This is a genomic window from Robertmurraya mangrovi, from assembly GCF_034427655.1.
Lineage (GTDB): Bacteria > Bacillota > Bacilli > Bacillales > Cytobacillaceae > Robertmurraya_A > Robertmurraya_A mangrovi.
This window is the reverse complement of sequence record NZ_JAXOFX010000023.1, coordinates 1-17,170: the sequence shown is the minus strand read 5'-3', so window position 1 is coordinate 17,170 and position 17,170 is coordinate 1. Positions and strand designations below refer to the sequence as shown.

Genomic DNA, 17,170 nt, shown 5'->3' with positions numbered 1-17,170 from the left:
CATACTTCTAAATTATAAAAGCAATGATCTTCTAGGGGGCACAGTTACAATGAAACAAGATATTGAAAAGGTATTGGTTACAGAAGAAGAAATTCAAGAAAAGATTAAGCAGTTAGCAGCGCAGTTAACAGAAGAATATGACGGAAAATTCCCACTTGCCATTGGGGTGTTAAAAGGTGCTATGCCTTTTATGGGAGACTTATTAAAGCGCATTGATACATATCTTGAAATGGATTTCATGGATGTTTCTAGCTACGGCAATGCATTAGTATCTAGTGGTGAAGTAAAAATTCTTAAAGACCTTGATACATCTGTTGAGGGAAGAGACATTTTGATCATTGAAGATATCATCGATAGTGGGTTAACACTAAGTTATCTAGTGGAGTTATTCCGTTACCGCAAAGCAAAATCAATTAAAATTGTTACTCTTCTAGATAAACCAACAGGTCGTAAAGCAGATATTCAAGCGGATTACGTTGGGTTTATCGTACCTGATGAATTTGTAGTTGGTTACGGACTCGACTATATAGAAAAGTACCGAAATCTTCCTTATATTGGCGTCTTAAAGCCAGAAGTTTATACAAACAATGATAATTAATTTTAGTAAGTAAAGCGGATTTTTTATAATCTTTACCACGGTTTCGGAAGGACAAGAATCTATTCATTCTACTTATTCAAAAATGGATAGTTTTCTCTGGGCAAGAGAAACTAGGCTAAAGTGTAAATCCTTGTAAGTGCATAATTTTGTATGATACTATTTAATATAGTTTGTTTATCGTGGGAGGAGGTAAGGGATGAATAGAATTTTTCGTAATACCATCTTTTATTTATTAATTTTTCTAGTCATTATTGGTGTTGTTAGTTTCTTTAACGGCAACAATGAACCAACAGAAAATATATCGTATGATAAGTTCATTGCCCACTTAGAGGCAGGAGAAGTTGCATCCTTATCCATTCAACCTGAACGAGGTGTTTTTGAGGTTCGAGGTCAGTTAAAAGGATACTCTGAGGACAAATATTTCATCACTTACGTATGGAATAGTGAAAAGTTACTAGATCAAGTTGATCAAGCAGCTGCAGCTTCAAAGGTAGAAGTAATGCCGGCTAAAGAAACAAGCGGCTGGGTAACATTCTTCACATCTATTATACCGTTTGTTATTATCTTTATCTTGTTCTTCTTCCTATTAAATCAAGCTCAAGGCGGCGGTAGCCGTGTAATGAACTTTGGTAAAAGTAAGGCTAAGCTTTACAATGATGAAAAGAAGAAAGTTCGTTTTAAAGATGTAGCTGGTGCAGATGAGGAAAAACAAGAACTTGTAGAGGTTGTTGAGTTCTTAAAGGATCCGCGTAAATTTGCTGAGCTTGGTGCACGTATTCCAAAGGGTGTCTTACTAGTAGGACCTCCAGGAACAGGTAAAACATTACTTGCTCGTGCAGTAGCTGGTGAAGCTGGAGTACCTTTCTTCTCTATCAGTGGATCAGACTTTGTTGAGATGTTTGTTGGGGTCGGTGCTTCACGTGTTCGTGATTTATTCGAGAATGCGAAAAAGAACGCTCCATGTATTATATTTATTGATGAAATTGATGCAGTTGGTCGCCAACGTGGTGCTGGTCTTGGTGGAGGTCACGACGAGCGTGAGCAAACACTTAACCAACTACTTGTTGAAATGGATGGATTCGGTGCAAACGAAGGTATTATCATCGTTGCAGCAACGAACCGCCCAGACATTTTAGACCCAGCATTGTTACGTCCAGGACGTTTTGACCGTCAAATTACAGTCGATCGCCCAGATGTTAAGGGTCGTGAAGCAGTACTAAAAGTACATGCCCGTAATAAGCCTCTAGATGAGTCAGTAAACTTAAAGGCAATTGCAGCACGTACTCCAGGATTCTCTGGTGCAGACCTTGAAAACTTATTAAATGAAGCAGCTCTAGTAGCAGCTCGTCAGGATAAGAAGAAAGTAGATATGACAGATATTGATGAAGCAACAGACCGTGTTATTGCGGGACCTGCTAAGAAAAGTCGTGTCATTTCACAAAAAGAAAGAAATATTGTTGCTTTCCACGAAGCGGGTCATACCGTAATTGGGGTTGTCCTTGATGAAGCAGAAATGGTTCATAAGGTTACAATTGTCCCACGTGGTCAAGCTGGTGGTTATGCGGTCATGCTTCCTAAAGAAGATCGTTATTTCATGACTAAACCTGAACTATTAGATAAAATAGTAGGATTACTAGGTGGACGTGTCGCTGAGGAAATCGTATTTGGTGAAGTAAGTACCGGAGCTCATAATGACTTCCAACGCGCAACTGGTATTGCTCGTAGAATGGTAACAGAATTCGGTATGAGCGATAAGTTAGGTCCAATGCAGTTTGGTCAATCTTCAGGAGGTCAAGTATTCTTAGGTCGTGACCTTCATAATGAGCAGAATTACTCTGATAAGATAGCATATGAAATCGACTCAGAAATCCAACGTATTATTAAAGAAAGTTATGAAAGAGCGAAAACGCTTTTAACAGAAAATCGCGATAAGCTCGATCTAATTGCTAACACATTACTAGAAGTAGAAACTCTTGATGCAGAACAAATCAAACACTTAGTGGATCATGGTAAGTTACCAGATCGTACAGTAGCTGTTGATACAGATAAAAGAGAATCTACTCAAGTAGAAGATGTTAAAGTAACAATTGGTAAAAAAGATGAAACGAATCAGAAGGAAGATGCTAATGCAAATCAAGCAACTCCAACTGAGACGGATTCAAAACCAGAAGATAATAAAGATTCTCGTGAATAGAAAAAAAGGTGCTCTTGATAGAGCGCCTTTTTTGTTGGTTAAGGAAAGCGTTTGTCGAAAAAACGATATATGAAAAAATTCGATGATATATCCCTCGGATTCGATGATATTTTTAAAAAGTCGATGATATCCGGCACAAAATCGATGATATCTGTTGCAGAATCGATGATATAGAACTTTATAATATTTAAAAGTTCAAATACATTGGGAGTAACAGTATCTTAGCTAAAACACTAGCCTTTTTCATGCAAAAACCCAACTTAAATGGCCACTAAGTCCTTTTTAGTCTTCTTTATTACGCAATTCATCACTAGTTATGTTATGATGTTGGCAGTATAAATAACGAGTTGAAACTAATATAAAGTGGTGAGATCCTTGATTTTTGTTTTTGACGTAGGTAATACAAATATCGTACTAGGTGTTTATGATCAGGCAGAGTTAAAACATCATTGGAGAATTGAAACAAATCGTTATAAAACAGAAGATGAATATGGGATGGTTATTAGAAGCTTATTTGACCATGCCAAGTTAGAGATATCTTCAATTGATGGGATTATTATATCTTCCGTTGTTCCGCCAATCATGTTTTCTCTTGAAAGAATGTGTCAGAAGTACTTTAATATTAAACCATTAGTTGTTGGCCCAGGCATTAAAACGGGTCTAAACATAAAATATGAAAATCCTCGTGAAGTAGGAGCAGATAGAATTGTAAATGCAGTTGCAGCCATTCATGAGTATGGAAGCCCATTAATCATTGTTGATTTTGGGACAGCGACTACTTATTGCTATGTTAATGAGGATAAGCAATACATGGGTGGAGCCATTGCGCCGGGAATAAATATATCTACTGAGGCATTATACTCCAAAGCTGCCAAGCTACCACGTATTGAAATTGCAAGACCAGAAGGAATTGTAGGTAAAAACACAGTAGCTGCTATGCAAGCAGGTATTTTATACGGATATGTAGGACAAGTTGAAGGAATCGTAAAAAGAATGAAGGAGCAAAGCAATGAGAATCCAACGGTTATCGCAACAGGTGGGCTTTCTAATTTAATTGCTCAAGAATCCGATATGATTGATATTGTCGATCCTTTTTTAACATTGAAAGGACTTCAGCTTATTTATAAGCGAAATATGGAGACTCTAAAAAAATAGGAGTCAAGAGTGGTAATTTGAAAGGGGTAAAAAAAGAAATGAGTGATTATATCGTTAAAGCCCTTGCTTTTAATGGTCAAGTCCGTGCTTATGCAATTCGAAGTACAGATACTGTTGCAGAGGCTCAGCGTCGTCATTATACATGGCCAACCGCATCTGCTGCTTTAGGTAGATCATTAACTGCTGGAGCAATGATGGGAGCGATGATGAAGGGTGAAGAAAAGCTCACTATCAAAATAGATGGTGGAGGACCAATTGGGGGTATCGTTGTTGATGCTAACTCAAAAGGTGAAGTAAGAGGCTATGTGAATAACCCACAAACTCACTTTGAATTAAATGAACACGGGAAGTTAGATGTTCGTCGAGCAGTAGGAACGAATGGATTCATATCAGTCGTTAAGGATATCGGAATGCGTGAGCATTTTACAGGACAGGCACCCATCGTATCTGGTGAATTAGGTGATGACTTTACTTACTATTTCGTCACTTCAGAACAAGTACCTTCATCAGTTGGTGTTGGTGTATTAGTCAATCCAGATAATAGTATCTTAGCTGCAGGTGGTTTTATCATTCAGTTAATGCCAGGAACAGAAGATTCAACCATTACGCATATCGAAAATCGTTTAAAAGAAATTCCGCCTATTTCAAAGCTTATTGAAAGAGGGTTAACTCCAGAACAAATACTAGAAGAGCTTTTAGGAGAAGGAAACGTTCGATTCCTCGAAACGTTACCTGCTTCTTTTATATGTACATGTTCAAAAGAAAGATTTGCTAATGCCCTTGTGACATTAGGAAAAGACGAACTTCAAGAAATTATTGATGATGAAGGCGAAGCAGAAACGCAATGTCATTTCTGTAATGAAAAGTATCATTTCAATAAAGAAGATTTAGTAGCACTAAGAGATGAAGCTGTAAGATAAAGCTTTCTGGGGGAGGATGTTTTGGAGAAGAAACAGCTATGGTTAATAATAGCTGGTCTAATTTTCATTAATTGCCTTACAATTACGTTTTTTTTAGCCAAACCTGACTTTTTTAGTGGAAATGAAGAAGTGGTTGCTACAGTCGGGAAAAACAAAATTACGAGGCAAGACTGGCTAAGTAAAATGGAAGAGCAGTATGGGGAAGATGTATTAAAGGAATTAGTCGACCAAAAAGTCATTCAATCAGTAGCAAAAAAATACAAGATTAAAGTGCCAGAACAAGCAGTAGAGCAAGAATATTTAATGATTAAGAATTTATATGGTGCTACTAGTTCCATTGATGAAGAGAAATGGAAAGAGCAAATTAAATATCGCTTATTGCTCGAGGAACTATTAACTAAAGATGTAGTAGTAACTGAGGCAGAGTTGAAAAAATATTACGAAGAAAACAAAGCTTCTTATCAGATACCAACATCTTTTCATCTTTCTCAGATTGTTGTGAAGACAGAGAAAGAAGCCAGTCAAGCTTTAAAAGAACTGGAGCAAGGTTCGAAATTTGAAACTCTTGCGATGGAAATCTCAATTGATGATTTCAGTGCACACAAGGGTGGAGATATCGGCTTTGTTAGCGTAGATGACCAACGATTAACAGAAGAATATTTAAATCATTTACAAACTTTAAAAGAAGGACAATGGAGTAAGGCCATCCAAGTAGAGGAGGGCTTTGCAATTGTGTTACTTCATGAACGAATCAAGGGCAAAGACTTTTCGTTCAAAGAGGTTAAGGATCAAGTTCGTAGACAAATCGCATTAGAACAAATGGATGTAGCTGCATCTGCTAATGCCTTTTGGGATGAAGCGAATGTAGACTGGTTCTATGGGAAAAAAGAAGCTTACTAAAACACGGGTATTATTGCTCGTGTTTTTTTGTTGGTTTTAAATAGAGAAATGCCTAAGATGCATAACTTTTAATCCACTGATACTATTTTTTCCATTTTTTAAAAGTTAGCTGTAGTGGTTTATCCTTTTCGTTCGTCTATTACTGTGAGAGTGAAGAGGGGAGAGCGAAAGATGATTCAAATTATAAATGTAAGTCATGACTTTGAGATAGGAAAGAAAGGTAAACAGGCTACTATTTCAGTGTTAAAGAATATCTCTTTTTCAGTACAAAAAGGGGAAATAGTTACTCTTGTTGGTAGGAGTGGTTCGGGTAAATCTACTCTACTAAACTTAATAAGTGGTTTTATTCGTCCTAAAGAGGGCGAGATTTGGATGAATGGAACGAAGGTAACTGATTTAAATGAGATGAAATTTGCGGATTTTCGCTTGAATCATTTAGGGTTTATTTTTCAGAGCTTTCAGCTAATACCTAGTATGACTGCTTTTCAAAATGTAGAACTACCGTTAATTTTAAAAGGGTTAAGTGAAAAAGAGAGAATACAAAGTACAAAGGATATGCTAGATAAAGTTGGGTTACTAGAATATAAAGACCACTATCCTAGCGAACTATCGGGGGGACAACAGCAGAGAGTGAGTATAGCTAGAGCATTAATCGTTAATCCACCTATTATATTAGCTGATGAACCTACAGGCAGTTTAGATAGTGAAACAGAAGAAGATTTACTGAGATTTATAAAAGAACTAAATGCTGATTTAGGCATTACATTTTTAATCATAACACATGATGATAAGGTGGCGGATATTGGTCATCGAACCATCCAATTAGTAGATGGCCGAATGTCAGAGGAGGTACTTTATGAAGCTCAATGATCAGTTCCGTTTCGTTCAACAAAATATGAAGAAAAATAAAACTAGGGTAACGATGACGATTTTAGCAACAGCCATGGGGTGTGCATTTTTAATTGTACTAGCTTCTGTTGGTTTTGGATTACATAAATCAATTGTAGAAGAAGTAACTAGAGATAGGTTAGTAACAGAAATTGAGGTTCATGGCAGATTAGATGAAAAAGAATCTTATCAAGCATTAACAGATAAAGATGTACAATATTTAGAAGGGATTAAACATGTAAAGACTGTAACGAGAAAACAATCTTTACAGCAAGATGGAGTATATAAAATAGGTGAGTATGAAGCTTTTGCACAGACTATTATTACACATATCCCGTCAGAAATAAAAGCTGGTTTTGAACTATCAGAAGGTCGTCTACCTAAAGGTTCAAATGAAATTATGGTTGGTTATGATTTTATTAAATCTTTAAGACCAGCTAATGTTTCCAGTGAAGATTTATATGAGGAAGAGGGACAACTGAAAGAACAATATACTTTTAAGAACTCTATAGTAAATCAAGAAATCGAGATGACAGTTAAGCAGTATGTTGAGGGGAAAGAAAAGACAAAAACAATTCCTCTGACAATCGTAGGTATTGGTAAGAAACCAACGAGAGAATGGATGGAGGACCGCACCGTTTTTATCTCTCAAGAGGTACTGAAGGAAATAGAAAAATTTACGGGTACCCCCCGAGGAATGGTCCTTGATCCAAATATAGAAGAGCAACATAGGATAGAATTTGATGAAAATTCATATGATCAAGTAAAAGTGTATGCAAGTAATTTAGAGTCAGTTAAAGGCATTTCAGAAGAGTTAAAGAAAAATCATTATCCGAGTTATTCGGTAGTAAATGAATTAGATAATATTAATAAAATGTTTCTTATTGTGAAGTCAGGGTTAGTCTTTGTTGGAACGATTGCGATTATTATTGCATCAATAGGAATCTATAACACGATGACAATGGCTGTCACTGAAAGGGCTCCTGATATTGGCATTATGAAGGCAATAGGGGCTAGTCCAAAGACGATAAAGAAAATCTTCTTGTTAGAGAGTAGTTATATTGGCTTAATAGGGGCAATCATTGGAACGGCTGTTTCTTATGGGATTAGTAAGCTTGTTAATGTTACACTTCCTTTCATTATTAATCGTGCTTTTGGAGAACAAACCCCTGAAGATTTAGTGTTTAGTTATATTCCTATCAACTTACCAATTATATGTATTATTATCTGTTATTTCGTTACCGTTGCTTCAGGCTATAGACCAGCGCAAAGGGCAACGAAAGTGGATGTGTTAAAAGCGATGAGAAGGGAAGTATAACAAAGGAGAGGCATGAAGCAGCACTATTTTTCATATTATGATAGAAGTTAAATGACAGGGAATTCTACATTTGTGTGAATGGTGAAATAACTCGAATCAAAGTAATTGACATAATGACTTTTGACTGATAAGTTTTTATTAAACCAATAAAAATACTCGGATTAAGAGGTGGATTATGATGGTACGTGTAGCAAATTCTATTGCTGAGTTAGTAGGCCAGACACCAATTGTTAAATTGAATCGACTTGTAGATGAAACAAGTGCTGATGTGTATTTAAAACTAGAATATATGAATCCAGGGAGCAGTGTAAAAGACCGAATTGCCCTTGCTATGATTGAAGCTGCTGAAGAATCAGGTGATTTAAAACAGGGCGATACGATTATTGAACCGACTAGTGGTAACACTGGAATTGGTCTTGCTATGATTGCTGCTGCGAAAGGTTACAAAAGTATACTTGTTATGCCGGAAACTATGAGTATGGAACGACGTAACCTTTTACGTGCTTACGGTGCTGAACTTGTCTTAACTCCTGGCCCAGAAGGAATGGGTGGAGCTATTCGTAAAGCAGAAGAGCTCGCAAAGGAACACGGCTACTTTATGCCTCAACAATTTAAAAATGTATCTAATCCAGAAGTTCACCGTCGAACGACAGGAAAAGAAATCGTTGAACAAATGGGTGATCAATTAGATGCCTTTATTTCCGGAATTGGAACAGGTGGAACGATTACAGGTGCTGGTCAAGTTCTTAAAGATCACTTCAAAGATATCAAAATCATTGCAGTTGAACCAGTAGACTCTCCCGTTCTTTCAGGCGGAAAACCAGGTCCACATAAGATTCAAGGAATTGGAGCAGGGTTCGTGCCGGATATTTTAGATACAAAGGTTTATGATGAAATTATTCAGGTGGCAACAGATGATGCATTTGAATATGCTCGTCGTGCAGCGAAAGAAGAGGGAATCTTAGGTGGAATTTCTTCTGGAGCGGCAATATACGCTGCTTTAAAAGTGGCAAAACAACTTGGTAAAGGGAAGAAAGTGTTAGCGATTATCCCAAGCAACGGAGAACGCTACTTAAGTACTCCTTTATATCAATTTGAAACGGAATAATAAGTACTCGCGGAGCAATAGTCATATGACTATTGCTTTTTTGATAATTTTTAAATTAAAAAATGAAAGCAAGCGGAACTTCATGTATGATGTATTTGTAAAGTGTAAAAGATTCATTAGGTTCTAACACAGTCTTTTTAAATTCTATAGCATTTTTTTAGGAGTGACTTTCATTGACTGACCTACATATATACAGCAAGAAAATACCTTATACAATCGATAAATTTTTTTCTAAATATCACAATATAGCTGAGGACAAGCTTTATCATGCTCTACTTGAGAGTGGAAGAGGTGGAAGATATAGTATCGCAGCTTTCACACCAGAAGTCACCCTTAAAGGTAGAAATCATGAGTTAAAGGTTATAAAGAACGGCACGGAACAAACATTCGAAGGTAACCCTTTACATCTATTAGAAGAGTATTTGAAACAATATAAAACAGAAAAGCTTGCTGATTTGCCAGATTTTCAAGGAGGAGCGATTGGTTATATTAGTTATGACTATGCTCGTTATGTAGAAAACCTCCCTGAGAATGCTGAGGATGACTTAAATATTCCGGAGATTTACTTCCTTTTGTTCAAAGAATGGTTTGTATTTGATCATAAAACAGAAGAATTAAGTCTCCTGTTTCTCTATAGTAGCCATGAAAATATTGAGGAAAAAGTTGATTATTGGGAGAAGCAATGGTTAGCAGAACCGAAAGCTCCGATTTATAAAGATGTAACTCAAAATAATGTCTCAGATCTAGAAGTTTCAATGGATGAAGACGAGTTTATGAACGCAGTTAAATCCATACAACAATACATTTCTCAAGGTGATGTATTTCAAGTTAATTTATCCGTAAGACAAACAAGGCCCATTCATGTAGAGGCCATGGAAGTCTATGAACAGTTAAGGGTCTTAAACCCATCGCCATATATGGGTTATTTCCATACGCCTGATTTCCAGCTTGTTAGTGGGTCACCTGAGCTCTTAGTTAAGAAGGATGGAAAAGAAGTAAGCACCCGACCGATCGCAGGAACGCGTTCTAGAGGGAAAGATCATGAGGAAGACCTTGAGCTGGCAAATGAGCTTATAGGCAATGAGAAGGAAAGAGCAGAACATGTGATGCTTGTTGACCTAGAAAGAAATGATTTAGGTAGAGTTTGTGAATATGGGACAGTAGAAGTCAATGAATTTATGGTGATAGAAAAATATTCACATGTCATGCATATTGTTTCAAACGTGAGAGGTCAGCTCGCTGAAGGTAAAAGTGGGTTTGATCTCATTGATGCATCCTTCCCTGGTGGTACGATTACGGGTGCTCCAAAGGTAAGAACGATGGAGATTATCGAGGAACTTGAGCCCGTTCGCAGAGGACCATACACCGGTTCAATGGGCTGGATTGGCTTTAATGGAGACTTAGAACTCAATATTATTATTCGAACGATGCTCGTAAAAGACGGCAAAGCCCATGTACAAGCTGGTGCCGGAATTGTCATTGATTCTAACCCTAAACATGAATATAAAGAATCTCTCAAAAAAGCCATCGCCTTATGGAAAGCAAAAGAAATGGCAGAAAGTAAAAAAGGTGAATAAAGATGATTTTTATGATAGATAATTATGATTCCTTTACCTTTAACTTAGTTCAGTATCTAGGTGAGCTAGGTGAGGAGCTTATTGTAAAACGTAATGATCAAACTTCTATTAAGGAAATTAAGGAGCTGGGTCCTAGATATTTAATGGTCTCACCAGGACCTTGTAGTCCGAATGAAGCGGGAATTAGTTTAGAAGCCATTCAATCTTTTGCTGGTCAAATACCTATTTTTGGAGTCTGTCTAGGTCACCAATCTATTGCCCAAGCTTTCAATGGTGACGTGGTGCAGGCTGAGAGACTAATGCATGGAAAGACCTCACAGATATTCCATGACGGAAAAACGATTTTTGAAAATTTGCCTAATCCTTTTCCGGCGACTAGATATCATTCGTTAATTGTTAAAAAAGAGACATTACCAGATTGCTTGGAAATTTCAGCATGGACAGAGGAAGGAGAGATTATGGCGATTCGTCATAAGGAACTTCCTATTGAAGGTGTCCAATTCCATCCGGAGTCTATTATGACTACAGCAGGTAAGGATCTTTTGAAAAACTTCATCTCTCATTATAACTTTAGCAAGATTGAAAAGCGGAGCTAATCGAATATGTACATTTGTATAAATGGACAACTAGTGAAAAAAGAAGAGGCAGTCATTTCTCCTTTTGACCATGGATTCTTATATGGCATCGGTCTTTTTGAGACATTTAGAGTATATGAAGGCCACCCGTTTTTATTAGATGATCATATCAGGCGCTTAAATGAAAGTTTGCAAACCTTGGGGATAGCAAAAACTTTTATACGTGATGAGGTAAATGACTGGCTACAAAGGTTATTAATAAAGAACAACATATCGAATGCTAATGTGCGTTTAAATGTATCTGCCGGAATTGGTGAAGTAGGGGATTTAACGAGTCCATATCTTGAGCCGAATGTCATCATGTTTATGAAGCCTCTTCCTAAAGCGGGAGTTATGGTTGAAAAAAGGGCAGTATTACTGGAGCTCAATAGAAATACACCTGAAGGAGAATGGCGTTTAAAATCTCATCATTATATGAATAACATTTTGGCAAAAAAGGAAATTGGAAGCGACCCGAATGTGGAGGGGATTTTTCTAACAAAAGACGGATTCCTTGCTGAAGGAGTCGTATCAAACCTTTTTTGGATAAAAGAGAATACCCTTTATACTCCGAGTTTACAAACAGGTATATTAAATGGAATTACACGACAATTTATTATCAAACTAGCTGAGCGAAACAGTATTACTGTTGAGGAAGGCTTTTTTAAACCGAATGTTCTAGAGGAAGCGGAAGAGGTGTTTGTTACGAATTCTATTCAAGAGATTGTCCCTATTTCTACTTTTGAAGATGTTGATTTTCCGGGCAATAAAGGAAAGTGGGTTCAAGAGTTCCATAAACAGTACCGTTATTACACACAACAGATTTGGACTAGAACTGAGGTCTAATGGGAGGTTGCAAAAATGTCTGATGTAAGTGGTTTAATCCAATGTGGTCTTTATACATTAGATTTCAATAAAAAAACACTAATCATGGGGATTTTAAACACAACCCCAGACTCTTTTTCTGATGGTGGCAAATATAGTCATATTGATAAAGCAGTTGAACATGCGAAACAAATGGTTCAAGATGGTGCGGACATAATCGACATTGGCGGTGAATCAACTCGTCCCGGCTCAGAGAGGGTTTCGCTTGAAGAGGAACTTAATAGAGTCATTCCAGTCATTGAAGCTGTTTCAAAAGAGGTGGCTGTCCCTATTTCCATTGACACTTATAAGGCTGAAGTAGCTAAACAAGCCATAATGGCAGGGGCCCATATTATTAACGATGTATGGGGGGCTAAGGCTGATTCAGAAATGGCCAATGTGGCGGCCCATTTTAATGTTCCTATCATTCTTATGCATAATCGTGATAACCGTAATTATAAAAACTTCTTCCAAGATGTAGTGGATGATCTATACGAAAGTATTCAATTGGCTAAAAATGCTGGTGTAAGGACGGAAAAGATTATTTTAGACCCTGGAATTGGTTTTGCGAAAGACCTGGAGTTAAACCTTGAAATGATGAGGTATCTTGGGGAGCTTGTGGCAATTGGATATCCAGTATTGTTAGGAACATCTCGTAAAACAATAATTGGAACAATACTAGATTTACCTGTTGAAGAACGGGCAGAAGGTACGGTTGCTACCGTTTGCTACGGAATTCAAAAGGGTTGTCAAATCGTAAGGGTTCATGATGTAAAAGAAGTTTCTAGAGCGGCAAAAATGATGGATGCCTTAATGGGAAAGGGTGACTTTGGTGGATAAGATATATGTGAATAAGATGGAGTTTTATGGTTACCACGGAGTCTTTCCTGAAGAGACTAAACTGGGGCAAAGGTTTATCGTTGATTTAGTGGTTAATACAGACCTTAAGGCAGCGGGAGAAAGTGATGACCTAAATGAATCAATTAACTATGGTGAACTTTACCGTGTATGTAAGGAAATTGTTGAAGGAAAACCATATAAACTAGTAGAATCCGTTGCAGAAAAAATTGCTTCTACATGTCTTAGAGAATTTCCTAAGGCAGAAAGCGTAACAGTAAAAGTAATTAAACCAGATCCACCGATTCCTGGGCATTATGATTCTGTTGCTGTGGAGATAACAAGGGGTAGATAAAGTGAATAATACAGCATACATATCACTCGGTACCAATATGGGAGAAAAATCGTTAAATTTACATGATGCGATTGAATATATAGAGGAAAACGGTAAGATTGGTTTAGTAAATTTTTCATCCATTTACGCAACTGATCCGGTTGGATATACGGAACAGGATGAGTTTCTTAATATGGTATTGCACATAGAAACAGAACTTAATCCTTTAGAATTATTAGATTTTTGTCTAGATGTGGAAAATACTCTTGGGAGAAAAAGGGAAAAAAGATGGGGGCCAAGAATAATAGACCTTGACATTCTTCTCTATAATCAAGAAAATATTAATTCGGAGAAACTTATTGTTCCTCATCCTCGGATGAAAGATAGAGCTTTTGTTATCGTCCCTCTTATAGAGATTAGTCCAAACATCACTTTTCCGGAGATGAATCAACCTATAAAGTCTTTTTTGGAAGATATACCTGATAAAGAAGGAGTACGAATATGGAAGCTGAAAAATGGGGAAGACGTATTCGCGCTTTTCGCAAACTAAAAGGTTATACACAAGAAACCTTTGCAAAAGAGCTTAATGTATCAGTCTCTATTTTAGGAGAGGTCGAACGAGGAAACCGAATGCCTACGAATGATTTTATTGAAAAAGTGGCTCGGATGCTTAATGTTAGTGTAAGTGATTTAACACCACCAGAAGATAATTAAGATTAATATAGTTGCTTGGATCATTTTTTGAAGGAATAAAGGTCTACAAAATACAACTAGATTAAAGGGAGGTCAAATATGTTTAAAATCGGTAATGTGGACATAAAAAATAGAGTTGTCTTAGCTCCAATGGCTGGAGTTTGTAACTCAGCCTTCCGTTTAACGGTAAAAGAGTTTGGTGCAGGCTTAGTGTGTGCGGAAATGGTTAGTGACAAAGGGATTCTGATCAAGAACGAGAAAACTATGAATATGCTTTACATTGATGAGCGTGAAAAACCACTAAGCTTACAAATTTTTGGCGGCGAAAAAGACACACTTGTGGAAGCTGCTAAATTTGTAGACAAGAATACAAATGCAGATATTATTGACATTAATATGGGTTGCCCCGTTCCTAAAATTACAAAGTGTGATGCCGGTGCAAAATGGCTATTAGACCCTAATAAAATCTATGAGATGGTTTCAGCAGTTGTAGCTGAGGTGGAAAAGCCTGTTACGGTTAAAATGCGTATGGGTTGGGATGAAGATCATATCTATGCGATCCAAAATGCACAAGCAGTTGAACGTGCAGGAGGTAGTGCAGTTGCTCTTCATGGTCGAACTCGTGTTCAGATGTATGAAGGTACGGCTAACTGGGATATTATTCGTGAAGTGAAACAATCTATTAACATCCCATTAATCGGTAACGGTGATGTTCAAACTCCTCAAGATGCTAAACGAATGATAGAAGAAACAGGTGTTGACGGAGTCATGATTGGACGTGCAGCATTAGGTAACCCATGGATGATTTATCGTACAGTTAAGTATCTAGAGACGGGTGATTTAATGGATGAACCATCTGTCCGTGAAAAAATGGATGTATGTATCCTACATTTAGACCGATTAGTTGATTTGAAAACTGAGTATGTAGCTGTACGTGAAATGCGTAAACATGCTGCATGGTATTTAAAAGGTATCCGAGGAAATGCCAAAGTCCGTAATGCAGTCAATGAGTGTACGACAAGAGACGAACTTGTCGCATTATTAAACGTAGCAGTGGCCGAGGCAGAGGAAAAAGAAAAAATGGAATCTCAAGTAGGGTAAGGTTTGACTTCAATCGTTACTTTCAATATAATACCATTGTTATAACTGCCAGTTTATACTGGCAGTTTTTATTCTATTTACGGCTTCAATCTCTGTTTTAGTATAATTTATGTTAGAAATACACATATCTAAAAACTTTTTAGGTGTCTGTTTTATAGACTTTGTGTAAAATAATATAATGTAGTTTAATTGTGTTAATAAAAAAGTTTACATATAAAAAGATTTAACTTATTGGAGATGATTGAAATGAGTCATGAAGAATTAAATGACCAGTTAAGAGTTAGACGTGAGAAAATGAGCGCTATGAGAGAGAAAGGTTTAGACCCGTTTGGTAAACGTTTTGATCGATCTCATCAGTCTCAAGAATTAATTAGTCAATATGGAGAATTAGAAAAAGAAGAAGTAGATAGCAAAGAAGTTTCTGTTACTCTTGCAGGCCGTATTATGACTAAACGCGGTAAAGGAAAAGCGGGATTTGCTCATATTCAAGATCTATCTGGTCAAATTCAAATTTATGTTCGTAAAGATGCTGTTGGCGAAGATCAGTACGAGCTTTTTGATAGTGCAGACTTAGGTGACATTGTAGGAATTACTGGTACTCTGTTCAAAACCCAAGTTGGTGAGCTTTCTGTTAAAGTAAAAAACTTTGACCTATTAACTAAGTCATTAAGACCACTTCCAGAAAAATTCCATGGATTAAAAGATGTTGAACAACGCTACCGTCAACGTTACTTAGATTTAATCATGAGCCAGGAGAGTAAAGAGACTTTTATTACTCGAAGCCTTATTATTCAATCAATGAGACGTTATTTAGACAATAACGGATATTTAGAAGTTGAGACACCGATGATGCATGCTATTGCAGGTGGAGCTTCTGCACGTCCGTTCATTACACATCATAATGCACTAGATATGCAACTTTATATGCGTATTGCAATAGAACTGCACTTGAAACGCCTAATTGTTGGTGGATTAGAAAAAGTATATGAAATAGGCCGTGTATTCCGAAATGAAGGTGTTTCTACTCGTCACAATCCGGAGTTTACTATGATTGAGCTATATGAGGCTTATGCTGACTACCGTGATATCATGAATCTAACAGAAAATCTAATTGCCCACATTGCCCAAGAAGTTCTAGGTACAACTACAGTACAGTATGGTGAATATGAAGTTGACTTAAAACCTGAGTGGAAGAGACTGCACATGGTAGATGCAATTAAAGAATACACTGGAGTAGACTTCTGGAAGGAAATGAGTACAGAAGAAGCTAAAGCACTCGCTAAGGAACATGGTGTAGAAATTAAAGATACTATGCTGTATGGACACATCGTTAATGAATTCTTTGAGCAAAAGGTAGAAGAAAAACTAATTCAACCAACGTTCATTTTTGGACATCCAGTTGAAATTTCACCACTTGCTAAGAAAAATGATGAAGATCCTCGTTTTACTGATCGTTTTGAATTATTTATTGTTGCACGTGAGCATGCTAATGCATTCACAGAACTAAATGATCCAATCGATCAACGTGAGCGCTTTGAAGCGCAATTACAAGAGCGTGAGCAAGGAAATGATGAAGCTCATATGATGGATGATGACTTTATTGAGGCTTTAGAATATGGAATGCCTCCTACAGGTGGACTAGGTATTGGGATTGACCGTATAGTAATGCTATTAACAAACTCACCATCAATTAGAGATGTTTTATTATTCCCATTAATGCGTCATCGTTAATTGTGGTAGAAGACAAGGTTCAGAGCCTTGTCTTTTTTATTTGATATAAGAAATACTTTTTTTAAAAAAAGTATTGCATAAAAAAAGTTATGGTGATATAGTATTAAAAGTCGCTGCTAGACAACGACATCAGTAAAAAAAGATTTAAAAAAACTTATTGACGGTTGAATAGAAAGCTGTTAATATTAAAAAGTCGCCTTGAGCGATAAACTTGTTCTTTGAAAACTGAACAAATCATACGTCAACGTTTAATTTTATTTTTTAAGAGCTAAATCTTACTCTTTATTGGAGAGTTTGATCCTGGCTCAGGACGAACGCTGGCGGCGTGCCTAATACAT

17 protein-coding genes are annotated in these 17,170 nt (G+C 36.9%); all 17 read left to right on the top strand.

Features of this window, described 5'->3' with window-relative positions; genetic code table 11:
* Nucleotides 1-49: 49 nt before the first annotated feature.
* The 17 genes from hpt (at nucleotide 50) to lysS (ending at nucleotide 16,832) form a co-directional block, all read left to right on the top strand.
* Nucleotides 50-598: a hypoxanthine phosphoribosyltransferase gene (gene hpt, locus SM124_RS21655; protein WP_322448636.1), complete on the top strand. Its 549-nt coding sequence runs from the start codon at nucleotides 50-52 to the stop codon at nucleotides 596-598.
* A 196-nt stretch (nucleotides 599-794) separates the two neighbouring features.
* Nucleotides 795-2,792, top strand: coding sequence for an ATP-dependent zinc metalloprotease FtsH (ftsH, locus tag SM124_RS21650; protein WP_322448599.1), 1,998 nt, complete (start codon nucleotides 795-797; stop codon nucleotides 2,790-2,792).
* Nucleotides 2,793-3,167: 375 nt separating this feature from the next.
* Nucleotides 3,168-3,947, top strand: coding sequence for a type III pantothenate kinase (locus SM124_RS21645; protein WP_322448598.1), 780 nt, complete (start codon nucleotides 3,168-3,170; stop codon nucleotides 3,945-3,947).
* A gap of 38 nt (nucleotides 3,948-3,985) precedes the next feature.
* Nucleotides 3,986-4,867: an Hsp33 family molecular chaperone HslO gene (gene hslO / locus SM124_RS21640; RefSeq protein WP_322448597.1), complete on the top strand. Its 882-nt coding sequence runs from the start codon at nucleotides 3,986-3,988 to the stop codon at nucleotides 4,865-4,867.
* Between the two features lie 21 nt (nucleotides 4,868-4,888).
* On the top strand, nucleotides 4,889-5,767 hold the full coding sequence (locus tag SM124_RS21635) for a peptidyl-prolyl cis-trans isomerase (protein ID WP_322448596.1): 879 nt from the start codon (nucleotides 4,889-4,891) through the stop codon (nucleotides 5,765-5,767).
* Nucleotides 5,768-5,938: 171 nt separating this feature from the next.
* Entirely contained in the window at nucleotides 5,939-6,637 is a 699-nt protein-coding gene (locus tag SM124_RS21630; RefSeq protein WP_322448595.1) for an ABC transporter ATP-binding protein, read from the top strand.
* On the top strand, nucleotides 6,624-7,973 hold the full coding sequence (locus SM124_RS21625) for an ABC transporter permease (protein WP_322448594.1): 1,350 nt from the start codon (nucleotides 6,624-6,626) through the stop codon (nucleotides 7,971-7,973). Before SM124_RS21630 ends, SM124_RS21625 begins: the two co-directional genes overlap by 14 nt.
* 178 nt (nucleotides 7,974-8,151) lie before the next feature.
* The gene (gene cysK / locus SM124_RS21620; RefSeq protein ID WP_322448635.1) at nucleotides 8,152-9,081 is read left to right on the top strand and encodes a cysteine synthase A; all 930 of its coding nucleotides are present in this window, start codon (nucleotides 8,152-8,154) and stop codon (nucleotides 9,079-9,081) included.
* Between the two features lie 173 nt (nucleotides 9,082-9,254).
* Nucleotides 9,255-10,658 (top strand): aminodeoxychorismate synthase, component I, encoded by a 1,404-nt coding sequence (pabB, locus tag SM124_RS21615; RefSeq protein WP_322448593.1) that lies wholly within the window; start codon nucleotides 9,255-9,257, stop codon nucleotides 10,656-10,658.
* A gap of 2 nt (nucleotides 10,659-10,660) precedes the next feature.
* Complete coding sequence (gene pabA / locus SM124_RS21610; protein ID WP_322448592.1) at nucleotides 10,661-11,254, top strand: aminodeoxychorismate/anthranilate synthase component II; 594 nt, start codon at nucleotides 10,661-10,663, stop codon at nucleotides 11,252-11,254.
* A 6-nt stretch (nucleotides 11,255-11,260) separates the two neighbouring features.
* Nucleotides 11,261-12,118, top strand: coding sequence for an aminodeoxychorismate lyase (pabC, locus tag SM124_RS21605; RefSeq protein ID WP_322448591.1), 858 nt, complete (start codon nucleotides 11,261-11,263; stop codon nucleotides 12,116-12,118).
* A gap of 15 nt (nucleotides 12,119-12,133) precedes the next feature.
* On the top strand, nucleotides 12,134-12,976 hold the full coding sequence (folP, locus tag SM124_RS21600) for a dihydropteroate synthase (RefSeq protein WP_322448590.1): 843 nt from the start codon (nucleotides 12,134-12,136) through the stop codon (nucleotides 12,974-12,976).
* Complete coding sequence (gene folB / locus SM124_RS21595; RefSeq protein WP_322448589.1) at nucleotides 12,969-13,328, top strand: dihydroneopterin aldolase; 360 nt, start codon at nucleotides 12,969-12,971, stop codon at nucleotides 13,326-13,328. Before folP ends, folB begins: the two co-directional genes overlap by 8 nt.
* 1 nt (nucleotide 13,329) lies before the next feature.
* Nucleotides 13,330-13,857, top strand: a complete 528-nt coding sequence (folK, locus tag SM124_RS21590; RefSeq protein WP_322448588.1) for a 2-amino-4-hydroxy-6-hydroxymethyldihydropteridine diphosphokinase — start codon at nucleotides 13,330-13,332, stop codon at nucleotides 13,855-13,857.
* Nucleotides 13,809-14,021: a helix-turn-helix domain-containing protein gene (locus SM124_RS21585; RefSeq protein WP_322448587.1), complete on the top strand. Its 213-nt coding sequence runs from the start codon at nucleotides 13,809-13,811 to the stop codon at nucleotides 14,019-14,021. Before folK ends, SM124_RS21585 begins: the two co-directional genes overlap by 49 nt.
* A gap of 78 nt (nucleotides 14,022-14,099) precedes the next feature.
* Nucleotides 14,100-15,101 (top strand): tRNA dihydrouridine synthase DusB, encoded by a 1,002-nt coding sequence (dusB, locus tag SM124_RS21580; RefSeq protein ID WP_322448586.1) that lies wholly within the window; start codon nucleotides 14,100-14,102, stop codon nucleotides 15,099-15,101.
* Between the two features lie 246 nt (nucleotides 15,102-15,347).
* Nucleotides 15,348-16,832: a lysine--tRNA ligase gene (gene lysS, locus SM124_RS21575; RefSeq protein ID WP_407691437.1), complete on the top strand. Its 1,485-nt coding sequence runs from the start codon at nucleotides 15,348-15,350 to the stop codon at nucleotides 16,830-16,832.
* Nucleotides 16,833-17,170: the final 338 nt, after the last annotated feature.

Coding starts and splice junctions, on each gene's coding strand:
- hpt (WP_322448636.1), top strand. CDS start 50: ATGAAACAAGATATTGAAAAGGTATTGGTTACAGAAGAAGAAATTCAA.
- ftsH (WP_322448599.1), top strand. CDS start 795: ATGAATAGAATTTTTCGTAATACCATCTTTTATTTATTAATTTTTCTA.
- hslO (WP_322448597.1), top strand. CDS start 3,986: ATGAGTGATTATATCGTTAAAGCCCTTGCTTTTAATGGTCAAGTCCGT.
- SM124_RS21630 (WP_322448595.1), top strand. CDS start 5,939: ATGATTCAAATTATAAATGTAAGTCATGACTTTGAGATAGGAAAGAAA.
- SM124_RS21625 (WP_322448594.1), top strand. CDS start 6,624: ATGAAGCTCAATGATCAGTTCCGTTTCGTTCAACAAAATATGAAGAAA.
- cysK (WP_322448635.1), top strand. CDS start 8,152: ATGGTACGTGTAGCAAATTCTATTGCTGAGTTAGTAGGCCAGACACCA.
- pabA (WP_322448592.1), top strand. CDS start 10,661: ATGATTTTTATGATAGATAATTATGATTCCTTTACCTTTAACTTAGTT.
- pabC (WP_322448591.1), top strand. CDS start 11,261: ATGTACATTTGTATAAATGGACAACTAGTGAAAAAAGAAGAGGCAGTC.
- folP (WP_322448590.1), top strand. CDS start 12,134: ATGTCTGATGTAAGTGGTTTAATCCAATGTGGTCTTTATACATTAGAT.
- SM124_RS21585 (WP_322448587.1), top strand. CDS start 13,809: ATGGAAGCTGAAAAATGGGGAAGACGTATTCGCGCTTTTCGCAAACTA.
- dusB (WP_322448586.1), top strand. CDS start 14,100: ATGTTTAAAATCGGTAATGTGGACATAAAAAATAGAGTTGTCTTAGCT.
- lysS (WP_407691437.1), top strand. CDS start 15,348: ATGAGTCATGAAGAATTAAATGACCAGTTAAGAGTTAGACGTGAGAAA.